Origin of the sequence: Flavobacterium kingsejongi, from assembly GCF_003076475.1 — a bacterium.
GTDB classification, from domain to species: domain Bacteria; phylum Bacteroidota; class Bacteroidia; order Flavobacteriales; family Flavobacteriaceae; genus Flavobacterium; species Flavobacterium kingsejongi.
In genome coordinates this window covers 617,340-630,439 of sequence record NZ_CP020919.1, presented here as the reverse complement: position 1 = coordinate 630,439, position 13,100 = coordinate 617,340, and the positions used below count along the sequence as shown (strand labels likewise).

Annotated in this window: 8 protein-coding genes and 1 pseudogene; 7 read left to right on the top strand and 2 right to left on the bottom strand. The window is 40.6% G+C overall.

Annotated elements, in window-relative coordinates:
• Positions 1-145 precede the first annotated feature (145 nt).
• Both FK004_RS02725 and FK004_RS02720 read left to right on the top strand, forming a co-directional pair.
• Positions 146-691, top strand: a complete 546-nt coding sequence (locus FK004_RS02725; protein WP_108735861.1) for a toxin-antitoxin system YwqK family antitoxin — start codon at positions 146-148, stop codon at positions 689-691.
• Positions 692-1,302: 611 nt separating this feature from the next.
• Positions 1,303-2,694: a hypothetical protein gene (locus FK004_RS02720; RefSeq protein WP_108735860.1), complete on the top strand. Its 1,392-nt coding sequence runs from the start codon at positions 1,303-1,305 to the stop codon at positions 2,692-2,694.
• A 55-nt stretch (positions 2,695-2,749) separates the two neighbouring features.
• On the opposite strand, the gene FK004_RS02715 is transcribed toward FK004_RS02720, so the two are convergent.
• Entirely contained in the window at positions 2,750-5,686 is a 2,937-nt protein-coding gene (locus FK004_RS02715) for a reprolysin-like metallopeptidase (RefSeq protein ID WP_108735859.1), read from the bottom strand.
• Positions 5,687-5,937: 251 nt separating this feature from the next.
• On the opposite strand from FK004_RS02715, the gene FK004_RS02710 reads away from it, so the two are divergent.
• The 5 genes and pseudogenes from FK004_RS02710 to FK004_RS02690 all read left to right on the top strand — a co-directional run bounded on the left by FK004_RS02710 (position 5,938) and on the right by FK004_RS02690 (position 10,774).
• Positions 5,938-7,050 carry an NAD(P)/FAD-dependent oxidoreductase gene (locus FK004_RS02710; protein ID WP_108735858.1) on the top strand — a complete coding sequence of 371 codons (1,113 nt, stop codon included), beginning with the start codon at positions 5,938-5,940 and terminating at the stop codon, positions 7,048-7,050.
• Positions 7,051-7,063: 13 nt separating this feature from the next.
• Complete coding sequence (gene mtgA / locus FK004_RS02705; protein ID WP_108735857.1) at positions 7,064-7,744, top strand: monofunctional biosynthetic peptidoglycan transglycosylase; 681 nt, start codon at positions 7,064-7,066, stop codon at positions 7,742-7,744.
• 51 nt (positions 7,745-7,795) lie between these two features.
• Positions 7,796-8,743: a lipid A deacylase LpxR family protein gene (locus tag FK004_RS02700; protein ID WP_108735856.1), complete on the top strand. Its 948-nt coding sequence runs from the start codon at positions 7,796-7,798 to the stop codon at positions 8,741-8,743.
• A gap of 84 nt (positions 8,744-8,827) precedes the next feature.
• A complete protein-coding gene (locus tag FK004_RS02695; RefSeq protein ID WP_108735855.1) occupies positions 8,828-9,136 on the top strand; it encodes a hypothetical protein in 309 nt (102 codons plus the stop codon).
• Between the two features lie 100 nt (positions 9,137-9,236).
• Positions 9,237-10,774, top strand: a pseudogene (locus FK004_RS02690) (IS1182 family transposase).
• A 126-nt stretch (positions 10,775-10,900) separates the two neighbouring features.
• Here the strand turns inward: FK004_RS02690 and FK004_RS02685 are convergent.
• On the bottom strand, positions 10,901-12,949 hold the full coding sequence (locus FK004_RS02685; protein WP_420358890.1) for a prolyl oligopeptidase family serine peptidase: 2,049 nt from the start codon (positions 12,947-12,949) through the stop codon (positions 10,901-10,903).
• Between the last annotated feature and the right edge of the window lie 151 nt (positions 12,950-13,100).

The window sequence follows — 13,100 nt, the reverse complement described above, 5'->3', positions numbered from 1 at the left end:
GTGAATCTCTGATAAGAGATTGATTCATTAGATTTAAAATAAGAAAAAACTGGTAAGGATTTGATGCAAGATGCAAAAAGCATTTACAATAGAGCTTTAGAAGGTGTAAAACAATGGGGTAGTAATGTAAAAACGGAAATTAATCATGGTCTTAATCAAGTTAAAAATGGGAGTTTGTAAATTTATATTAATATTGATGTTTTTACCTGTAGTCGTTTGCTGTCAAACAGACAACAAAGCAAATATTGTAAAAAACTGTAGCGATTCTGATTGCGAATTTGGCGTTTATAAAAATAATAAAAAAGAAGGCGTTTGGAGACGGCATGATAAAGACAACAATTTACTTCAAATATCCTATTATTCAGAAGGTAAACTAAATGGAGCGAGTGTGAGTTTTTATAGTGATGGAAGAGTCTATTCAACTGGAAATTATGTTAATGATAAACCTCATGGCAATATTACCATATATTCTGAAAATGGAAATATAAATCTCTCGGACAATTATTTTTACGGTAAAAAAGAAGGATTTAGTTATCTATATTATAAAGATGGAAAACTACAGTCTAAATGGTTTTATGAGAAAGGAAAACGGGAAGGAAAACAATACGAGTTTAGCGAGAAACAAGATACTCTAAAAATTGAATATTACAAGAAAGGCAATGTAATTGATAAGAAAGCATTTGATAATTAGTTGTGTGTTTTTTAATTATTTTCCTTCTTTTTTTCAGAAGACTTAAGCAAACCAATGTATGTCAAAATTTCGATTAACATTTCTATCATAATAAATTTAAATCTTATATAATTATTCAGGTTTTAGGACAAATATCTTTGTAAAGATAAGAGTAAAGTGTAAAACGTTTTTATTTATTTTTAACGAATATACATAGACAAAAATAATTCTTTTAAATCTAAAAGGATGGACAGCAATGTTCATCCTTTGTCTTTTATAACCGTTTCCATATCCAGTTACATATGTACTAAAAAAGGGAGATTCAGTAGAAGTTGATTCTAATGAGAAAGTTATAAAGTTTTTTCATAAAAACGAGGAATTGTATCATTCTGATATAACTATAATTACTGAAAAAGTAGATATAGATTTTGTTCTTAAAGAATCTAAATTGTATAGAGCAAAATTGAAATTTTAGGATAAAGAAGAGACGACCGTTGTGTCGTCTCTTCTTTTTAATACATCTATGATATTGCCTGATTTCCCCACCACATAAATACCACCAAGCATAAAATCACCCCAACACCTGTTACAAAATCAAAATTGTATCGTCTTATGGAGATAACCAATCCATTATGATCTATCGTTTCACCGTATTGCTGTTTTGTTTTTGTACCGCTGCGCTTATGGCGCAAAAGCCGGTATTCGATATTAAATATTCCGAACAACTGGCGGTATTTGTATTTGTACAGAATCTCAGTTCTCCCAATCCTGAAAATCCTTTTAAGGCCGCTTTCCTGAAATCAGCCTATAACACCAAAGAATATAATGGGCTGATTACTGCTTTTGATACCCTGGCTATTGATTATAGCTATCAGTTTACGGAATATCCGTATGTGTCCAAAATGCCGGGAATGACCCGCGAACTGCTAAAGAAAAACCTGATTGCAACAACATCACTTCAGGAATTCAAATTACGATCGTTAGGCCTGGTGACTAATGTTACGCTGAACGAACTGGTATCGCTGCTTACCACTTTTACCCCGATATACCGGAAACTGATTTACGAGCCCAATAAGATAAAGTTCGAAAAGCAATTAGCGGATTTAACGGCCTACAGCCAGGCTAAAAACACTACCGACTATTTTGATACGGGGCTTGTATTTTACCATACCACCTGGGATGATTCTATCCCATTTGAAATTGCTTTTTATCCGTTGCCCAATGCTAAGGGATTTACGGCCCAGGCTTTTTATAATAATTTTATCAGCGCAATACAGACGGAGACCACGGATTATGATGAATTGTTCAGTGTGATGCTGCACGAAATTTTCCACATCATTTATGACGAGCAATCGCTTTCGGTAAAAAAAGATATTCAGCGTTACTTTAAGGAAAATCCGTCACAGAATAGTGCCTATGCCTATCTGCTGCTGAACGAAGCACTGGCTACGGCACTCGGAAATGGCTATGTCTATGGAAAGCTAAAAGGAGAGATCGATCCGAACAGGTGGTACAACTGGAAGTACATCAGTGATATGGCGCAGCAAATGTATCCTTTGGTATCCCAGTATATTACCGATAAAAAACCAATGAACCAGGCTTTTATCAATGCCTATATCCAGTTGTACGATACCCATTTCCCGGAATGGACCAATGAAATGGACAACCTGATGAATTACCGTTATATGCTTTCGGAGAATAAAAGTGATTTTGCAGAAATTCGGAACGTATACCCACACGGGGCAATGACAGAGGAAGAAGACGCGATCACGGAAAGCAGTATTGCAAAAATGAAAGCTATTCCGCTGACTAAAATCGTAATCGTCTCCAAAGACAATAAGACAAAACTGACGATGATCCGCCAACAATTCCCGGAACTTAAAAACTGGAAGTTTGAAGCAGCTAAGGAATTTGAATATACCATACTACTACGAGACAAAACACGATTGTTTCTCATCAACCAAATCAGTACCCCCACTTCAGTATTATTGAAAAAGCTGAAAGTGGATACCACAACTAAATAATACATAAAAAAGCTGCCCCAAACGGGGCAGCTTGTCATTAAAGGCAGTTTGTATTTTATTGTTTTATAAAACGCTTTACAGTAGGCTTATCATTAGAGAATACCTCCAGGATATAAGTACCGGATGCCAGACGGTTTACGGGAATACTGCCGTTTTCCACTTTGCCATTTCCAAGTTCCTGGCCCAGCATGCTGACAATACGATAAGGCGTATTATCGGCTATACCGCTAATGTTAAGGCTGTTTCCTTTTACCGGGTTAGGATATAACGCCATTGCGGTTACAGGAGTGGTATCCGGAGTTTCTTTTCCGGCAGATACAATGTTGATTGTGTAATCTTCTACCTGACCATAGGAGAAGGCTTCGCAGGCAGTTGGGATAGCATTGTATTTCATGGATACCCGCATTCTGGTAGCACCTAATGAAGCAGTTGCCGGAATAGTAATCGATCCCGTAACCGGAGTCGTTGTAGAAGCTGCTTTGGTCCATACCTGCTCACCGCTATCGGTAAAACTGCCATTTTGGTTGTAGTCGATAAAGACAGCATAGCCCTCGTTATAGGCAGTAGCTGTCCAGGAAGGAGTGATGCTAATAGTATAGGCCGTACCGCGGGTTACATTGGTCGATACCGATGTAAAATCCTTATAACCTGTGCCTCCGGTAGAGGTGTTGTTGATCCCGGCAAAAGTAACATTTCCTATTTTTTCGTCGGCTACATTATTGCCCTGGGAAGCACAATAGGAAATAGCCGGGCCACTGATGGTGGTAATATTGACCGTATTGCTCGATGGCGAAGTATTTCCGGCGGCATCTTTTGCCTGGACAGAGAAACTGTATGCTGTGGAAGCGCTCAATCCTGTTACGGCATAAGAGGTTGTAGTAGCAGTAGCCTTATAGGTGCCGTTTTGGTAGACATCATAGCCGGTTACGCCAACATTATCTGTAGCAGCGATCCAGGAGAGGTTCGCCGAGCTGGAAGTGATATTGGAAGCCGCCAGGCTCGTAGGTGACGTTGGTGCGATGGTATCGGAAGAACCTGCAGTGATCGTAAAGTTGACATTGGAAATATCAAAGAAGATATGGTTGCTTCCTTTTACCATAATGCGGTTTTGAGTTCCCGGAGTATTCGGGATGGTTACAGCCTGGGAGCCATCATTCGGTGTTCCTGACAATAAAGTTACGGGGTAAGTAGTGCCGCCATCCGTAGAAAGTAAGATATCAACATTGGCTGCGTTCACACCATTCGCAGTGGTTCCGGCCACATTCCAGGTAACCGTTTGTGTAGAGCCTCCAGTCCAGGATACGGCAGTATTTGGGGCGCTAACGCTAAAAGGGCCTGCTGTTGCATTGACCGTCACGATCATATCATCACTATTGTTAGCAGGTCCGCCGGCACGGTTGTCCCGAACCGTCAGTCGGAAGTTTAAGGTACGGGCCACATTGGGTACCGCTTCCCAGGTCCAGGAAGTAGCCCCGGCCTGTACTGTAGCCAGTCTTGGAAAGTAACGCACCGGGCTTGTGGAGGGTGTAAAAGAACGGAATGCCGGACCGGACGTACGGGTTACCGTAGGTGTGGTCGTGGAGGAAGTGCCTTTGTCCATTTGTTCCCAAATGTAGGTCAGGGCATCACCATTAGCGTCGCTACCGGAACCGGTGAGCATAAAAGGGGTTCCTTTGGGTACCGTATAATCCGCTCCCGCATTGGCAGTAGGAATGGCGTTACCCGTTACTATTGTAGTCTGGCAGGTCGTTGATTTTACATAATTGGTCACTTGCTGGATGCTTACGGCATGGAAGAAAGGATCGCTATGCGCCTGTATGTCTGTACTGCCTGTAATACCGGCATAGCCCATAATTGTAGATCCACTTCCCGGTTCAACCTGGGCAATAGTCCCTTCATTGCTAAATGTAAAAGTGTGGTTACCGCCAAATTGATGTCCCATTTCATGGGCAACATAATCAATATCGAAATTATCCCCTTGCGGATTACCATCGGAAGGAGAAGTAAATCCACTTCCTTTTCCTAAAGGGACAGAAGTAGTCGGGTTTTTGCAGACGCAACCGATACAACCGGCATTACCACCACCACCCGAGGCACCAAAAAGGTGTCCGATATCATAATTGGCACTTCCGATCACACTGGTCAGTGTATTTTGCAGTTCCTGGTTCCAGGCACCATCGGCACCGGCACTTGCGACAGAATAGGGATCTGTCGAAGCAGAGGTGTAGATTACAGCATCGGTATTGGAAATCAGGTTCATGTGTACACCGAAGTCTTTTTCAAACACACCATTAACACGGGTCATGGAATTATTGATTGCGGCAAGTGCCAGTGCTTTGGTGCCTCCGAAATAAGCCGTGTACTCTCCGGTGACGGAAAGTGCGAGCCTGAAATTCCTCAGGTTACCATCGTCAGCATTGGGGCGTGCGGCATTTTGGTCCAGATCCTGGTGTGCCTGGGCAATGACCTTACATTCAAAACGATCGAGTGAGGCAGCTTTGTCGGCTTTGCGAAAAACAGCATACGCACTTAAATCAGTGGTATACGGTTCGATAAATACAGCAGACTGATCGGCTTTGACCGTCATAGTCTGTAATCCCAGTGGCGAAAGGCTGAAGTAAATTGTTGAAGCAGGATTTTCTACACCCTGGCCTACATACGATTTGATTTCAGGATAACGGGCTGCCAGTTCCGGATCCATATTGGAGGATTCCAGGACTTTGAATTGCTCAAATTGGCCTTCTGCATTGGGGAAAGTGATGAGCACACCGGATTTCGATGTGGAGGAGAAACGTTTTGGCGCTTCGGCCAAAGCAGTTCGTAAACGTGTAACGTCCAGCTCGTACAATTTAGGATCCATGATCCTGCTTTTGTTGGTCACCATTGTGGCGTCCGCTTTTCTGGTTGTAGGTTTCCAGAATGATTTTCCCTGCTGGGCGAAGGAAAACCCTGTCATTGCAAGGAATGCAATAGAGAGTAATTTGGTATTCATATATTTAAGATTTGGGGTTTCTTAATTAATGGATATCAAATTTAATATTAAAATAATGTGTTGTTTATTAAATAACGAAATACTTTGATTAGTATTTATATATTTTATCGTTATATTGTGTAAATTGTTTCTTTTGTGGTTTTTGCATGAATTATTCGTAATGCTGGTTTGGCCTGTTTTGTAGAAAAACGATTGGATTATAGCGGTAATAACAACATAAAAGAAGTACTTTTATTCTCAAAAAGACAGACATGCAGTTAAGCTATTGGGAGGTCAAAAACTGGTTTACAGGAGTTGACTATACGGTCATTGGAAGCGGGATTGTGGGGCTTAATACCGCATTGCGCTTGCGGGAGCGTTTTCCAAAAAGCCGGATCCTTATTTTAGAGAAAGGGGCTTTGCCACAGGGAGCGAGTACCAAAAATGCCGGATTTGCCTGTTTTGGGAGTTTATCGGAAATTATAGAAGACCTGAAAAACCATTCCGAGGACGACGTATTGCATTTGATTGAAAAACGTTGGAAAGGCCTTGGATTATTGCGCAAAAGAGTAGGTGATGCCGCGTTGGATTACCGGCCTTATGGCGGTTATGAATTGTTCCTGAAGCAGGACGAAAGTACATATGCCGAATGCCGGGCCAAAATGCCTTTTGTAAATGACCTGCTCCGCCCCATGTTTAAGTCAGATGTGTATAACCTGCAAACCGATCGGTTTAATTTTGGAAAAACCCGGGAACAGTTGGTCTTTAATCCTTTTGAAGGGCAGATTGATAGTGGGATGATGATGCAGGCCTTATTAAAGCAGGTGGCTGCAGCCGATATACAATTGCTGAACAGCCAGGAACTTATCGGTTATGAAACGCTGCAAGACGGCGTTGTCGTACAGCTGAAAGATTTCAGTTTTACAACCCGGAAATTAGTACTGGCAACCAATGGTTTTGCAGCACAACAGGGCATCTCCGGAGTAGTGCCTGCCCGGGCACAGGTGCTGATTACGGAGCCTATCCCTAATCTGGACCTGAAAGGGACTTTTCACCTGGATAAAGGGTACTATTACTTTCGCAATGTAGGGGATCGGATCTTATTTGGAGGTGCCCGCAACCTGGATTTTGTAGGAGAAACTACGACAACGCTGGCCAACACAAAAATAATACAGGACCAATTGGAATTGATGTTAAAAGAAGTAATTTTGCCGCAGCATAAATTTACAATCGCACAGCGCTGGAGCGGCATCATGGGTATGGGCCCGGATAAAAATCCAATTGTCCAATCCCTATCCGACCATGTGTATTGCGGGGTGAAATTGAGCGGTATTGGAATCGCTATTGGTGGTCTTATCGGACAGGAATTAGCTGATTTAGTATAAATTAAAACTTACTATGGTTAAAAAAATAACACGTTTTCTATTTAAAGCTTTCCTCTGGTTTCTCGGAATCTCAGTGTTCTTTGTCATTATTTTCAAATTTCTCCCGGTGCCTTTTACGCCACTAATGCCGGTACGGGCGATGGAACAGCGTGCAGATGGTAAGGAAGTGCATTTTAGCCACGACTGGGTGCCGTTGGAAGATATCTCACAGAATTTACAGAAAGCAGTCATTGCCAGTGAAGACGATACTTTTTTAGATCATAATGGATTTGATTTCCAGGCCCTGAAAAAAGCCTATAAGAATAATAGCAAAGGCAAAAAGCTGAAAGGCGGGAGTACCATCTCGCAACAGACGGCAAAAAATGTATTCCTGTGGCAGGGACGGAGTTATTTTCGGAAAGCGCTCGAAGCCTATTTTACGGTACTCATTGAAATATTCTGGGGAAAAGAACGGATCATGGAAGTCTACCTGAATAGTATTGAAATGGGAGATGGCGTTTATGGCGCTGAAGCTGCCGCACAACATTGGTATGGGAAATCGTGCAAGAGCCTCACCAAAACAGAAGCCGCCGGAATTGCCGCCATATTACCCAATCCACGAAAGTTTAAGGCGAGTAACTCATCGTCTTATATTAATAACCGTAAGACAAAAATTGTCCGTCGGATGCGGTATGTAGGGGATCTGGATTATTAGGGAATCGCTTCCGGAGAGGAAGTATAAATAATAGTATTTACAGAGCAGGACATGAAGAACTATATTGTATATTGGTTTGTGTTGATGAGTGCTACTATTTTCGGACAGGCAACGCATGAAGCGGGGTTGGTTTCCGATAATGACCTGTATATTTCCCTGAAAAGAGATCAATATTATACCAATGGCATCGAGATATTCTACCGTAGCCTTGGTGCAGTGACTACTGCCAAACGTGCGAAAACCATTTATGAGTTTAAAATGGGGCAATACATGTACAATCCCCAAACGGCACAGCCTAAAAATATACATTACCATGACCGGCCCTATGCGGGGTACCTATTTGCCCAGGCCGGCCGGAATCATTTTTACCGTGATGAATCGGTATTCAAGATCAATTTTCAGTTGGGGACACTCGGGCCCGCTTCCGGCGCAGAACAATTGCAGGAGGGCATCCATAAATTGCTGGGCTACAAAAAAGTGATCGGTTGGGAGTACCAAATCCAGTCTACACTGGGGGCACAGATACAACTTTTTTATTCGCGTAAGTTACTTCCAAAAATAGCGAACCAGAAGATCGACTTTAACTGGCACGCTAAAGCAGATCTCGGAACCATCTGGGATGGCTTTACCACAGGCTTTACCACCAGGATTACACTTGCCGATCCATTATTGCCCGTATACAATTCCGGTTTATATGGCGCTGCAATGAATGCGGCATCGCAGGAAGCAGGAGAGAAAAAAGAATTCTATTTTTTCATTACCCCAACCGTCAAATACCAGCTTTATGATGCGACCATACAGGGGAGCCTTTTCAATGATAACAGTCCGCTGACATATGGTATTAAGCCCTGGCGCTTTTTTGCGGAAGCAGGATTAAAATACCGTAAAAACAACTGGAACCTGTCGTATTCCTATATTTATAAATCGCTAGAGCCCATTAACAATGCGGTAAAGAGCCATCGGTATGGCAGTATAGCGGCTTCCTATTTATGGAATTGAACTGGATTTTAAGGGATTTTTAAAGGAGCGTGTGCTGTGAAAGTTGTAACTTAGGGGATCTATTAATTTTAAAAATGATCTCTTATGCATCCTGAATATAAATATGCCACCGTTTTAGAAGCCATCACCGAATTGCGCAAAGCAGGTTTTACCGTAGATTTTAACCTCGGAGCCGAAGCCCTCGAAGCCAATGACAGCAAGTATGAAACGGAAGATTTTGAAATCACGGAAGTCTACCGCTATGAAGGGGATAGTGATCCTGCTGAAGAATCGACAGTGTATGGCATCGAATCGAAGATCGACGGGGTAAAGGGAATCCTTGTTACTTCCTATGGGATGTATACCGATAAGACTTCGGAAAAATTATTAAAGAAACTGAAGTTAGAACAATAAAAAAGAAGCTGTCTCAAAACTGAGTCAGCTTCTTTTTTTTTAGTTTGTATTTTTATATGCAATTTTGTAAATTTAATCAGTGATAAACAGCTGATTATATATGAGATTCAAACATTATAACCAACAACAAACGATGCTTCTACCTTATTCGTTTGATGATTTAATTCCACATACACATGCGGTTCGAATAGTTGATCAAGTTGTGGAATCCCTTAATATCCAGCCTCTTTTAAAAGCGTACAGTAAAGAAGGTAATCCTGGATATCATCCAAAGATGTTACTCAAAGTGATGTTGTATGCTTATATGACTAATATCTATTCTTCGAGAAAGATAGAACTTGCACTTCGTGAGAATATCAATTTTATGTGGCTTACTTCTATGACTATTGTTGATCATAATACAATTAATAGATTTAGAAGTGATAAACTAAAAGAGAGTTTTAAAGAAATCTTCAAGCAGGTAGTTTTGATGTTGGCCTCAGAAGGACTGGTGAATCTAAAACAAATTTATACCGACGGAACAAAAATAGAAGCTCAGGCCGGCAGGTACACTTTTGTGTGGGGTAAGAGCATAAAAACCAATAAAGCAAAAATGCTCACCCAGTTGGAAGAATTATGGAACTATGCCCAAAGTATCGACAATGAAGATGACCCCAACCCGGAACCAACAGAGTTCAAAGAAATCAGCAAAGAGGTAATTGAGAAAACTGTAGCTAAAATAGATGCCAAACTCTCTGGTAATGAAAAGACCAGTTCTAAAGCAAAAGCTAAATTACGCTACATAAAAAATAATTTTACTTCCAATCTTGAAAAGTATGAAAAGCAAGAAGCTATTCTGGGAGAAAGAAACAGTTACAGCAAAACTGACACCCAGGCTACTTTTATGCGAATGAAAGAAGACCATATGTTAAACGGACAGCTCAAACCAGCTTATAATACTCAAATATCTACACAAAATCAGATCATTGTTCATTATACCATCCATCAAAATCCGACCGATACTAAAACACTCCAGCCTCATTTAGAAAATTTGGAACAAACCTTTGGTAAAAAGTATTTAAAAAGATAAAAGAAATAACTACTGACGCAGGTTATGGAAGTGAAGAAAACTACGATTATCTGAAACAGAAGAAACTCAAAGCTTTTGTGAAGTATAATACTTTTGAAAAAGAACAAGATCAAAACTACCAAAAGAAACACAAGGCTTTTAGCAAGGAAAATCTCTATTACAATCCAGAAGAAGACTATTATGTATGTCCAATGGGACAAAAAATGCATAAAACATATCAAAACCAGAAAACAACAACTACAGGATACACCCAAACCTTATCGCATTATCAGGCCAAAAACTGTGAAGGCTGTTCACTTCGAGGTCAATGTTTTAAAGCTCAGGGAAACAGAAGCATCGAGCGAAACCACAACCTTGAAAGACATAAACAACAAGCAAGGGAATTACTACTAAGTGAAATAGGAATACAAAGAAGAAAGCAACGCTCTGCCGATGTAGAGCCTGTATTCGCTCAACTCAAGCATAATAACGGTTTTAGACGGTTTTCTTTAAAAGGACTTCAAAAAGTAGAATTAGAATTCGGATTAATGGCTTTAGGTCATAACTTAAGAAAGAAAATTGCAGCATAAAGGCAATTTTTTACTCCCGTTAAAATCTAGATAGTTAAAATCCAAAATTGTATCAAATAAAAAAACCGTCTCAAAATTTGTTTTGAGACGGCTTCTTTTGGTAATTGGCAATCGGTAAACTAAGAATTATTTTAGTTTCGTATAGCCCATATTGTATAGGGTGAATGCCTGGATATCGGCCGCTTCTTCTATCGTTTTGGAAACTGGTTTTCCTGCACCGTGACCTGCATTGGTTTCAATACGGATCAGTACCGGGTTAGGACCTGTTTGTTTGTCCTGTAACTCAGCAGCAAATTTGAAACTGTGTGCCGGAACAACACGGTCATCATGGTCACCAGTAGTAACTAAGGTTGCTGGATACTGAACGCCTTTTTTGACATTTTGTACCGGAGAATATTTATACAGGTATTCGAACATCTCTTTGGAGTCTTCTGCAGTACCATAGTCATAAGCCCATCCGGCACCGGCTGTAAAAGTATGGTAACGCAACATATCCATAACACCCACTGCTGGTAATGCTACTTTGAATAGGTCAGGACGTTGGGTCATTGTAGCACCTACTAATAAGCCACCATTCGATCCACCACGGATGGCCAGGAAGTTAGGAGAAGTATATTTTTTAGCAATCAGGTATTCTGCAGCAGCGATAAAATCATCAAAAACATTTTGTTTCTGTAATTTCGTTCCCGCATCATGCCATTTTTTACCGTATTCACCACCACCACGAAGGTTGGCTACGGCATACACACCACCGTTTTCCATCCATACTGTATTGGCAACGCTGAAAGCTGGCGTAAGGCTGATATTAAATCCACCATAAGCATACAGGATTGTTGGATTTTTACCATCTAATTTCAATCCTTTTTTATGGGTAATGATCATTGGGATTTTAGTACCGTCTTTGGACGTATAAAATACCTGGTTGGATTCATACTCACTGCTTTTGAAGTCTACTTTCGGGCTTTGGTATACTTCTGATTTTCCACTTTTAGGATCAAAAGAATAAATTGTTCCCGGCGTGATGTAATTCGTAAAAGAGTAGTACAATGTTTTTTTCTCTTTTTTACCGCCAAAACCACCTGCAGAACCTACACCAGGAAGTTTGATTTCACGAACCAGTTTTCCATCGTAATCAAATTGTTTTACAAAGGATACGGCATCTTTCATATAATTGGCAAAGATATAGCCAGCACCTGTAGAAGGAGATAATACATTTTCGGTTTCAGCGATAAAATCTTTCCAGTTTTCTGGTTTTGGATTGGCAGCATCTACTGTAACAATGCGTTTATTAGGCGCATTAAGATTAGTTGCAATGTACAATTTGCTACCCCTGTTATCTAAGATGTCCACATCATTATTGAAATTGTCGATTATGGTCACAATCTTACTGTCAGGTTTTGTAAGGTCTTTGATGTAAAGCTCATTTCCGGAAGTAGAATTGGCAGCAGAAATGATCAGGTAATGATCATCTTCGGTAACGCCACCACCTACATAACGGCGTTTTTCATTTTCCCCAAAAATAACTTTGTCTCCTTTTTGAGCGGTACCCAGTTTGTGGAAAAACAATTTGTGCTGATCGGTTTTTGCGGATAGCTGGCTGCCTTCCGGTTTTTCATAGCTGGAATAGAAAATACCTTCGTTTCCTTTCCAGGACAAACCGCTGAATTTTACATCCAATAGTTTTTCACCCACCATTTTCTTGGTCACGGCATCCAGGAATATGACCGTTCTCCAGTCGCTTCCCGCTTCTGAAATCGAATAAGCGACAAGGGAACCATCTTTAGAAAAGCTAATGCCGTCCAAAGAGGTTGTAGCATCTGTAGAGAATGTATTTGGATCTAAAAATACTTCTTCTTTTCCGCTTTTGTCTTTACGGTACAAAACGGATTGGTTTTGAAGACCGTTATTTTTATAGTAATAGGTATAATTTCCTTCCTTGAATGGTGCGGATATTTTTTCATAATTCCACAGTTTCTCCATACGTTCTTTGATCTGGTTGCGGAAAGGAATTTTTTCGAGGTAATCGAAAGTGACTTTATTTTCGGCTTTTACCCAGGCTGCGGTTTCTGCAGAGCGATCATCTTCAAGCCAACGGTAAGGATCTTTTACGGTGGTTCCGAAATAATTATCGGTTGTAGCGCCCTTTTTGGTTTCGGGATATTTCAAATTGTTCATTTTTGTTTGTGCATTTATCGTAAGGCTGCAAACCAGCGCTAACGGTACAAGTGTTTTTTTCATTTATAAATAATTTAAGGTTCCGGAAATACTTTGAAGTTGTGAATTTACCAACGTCTGCCGTAAATTTATAAAATATATTCAATACCGC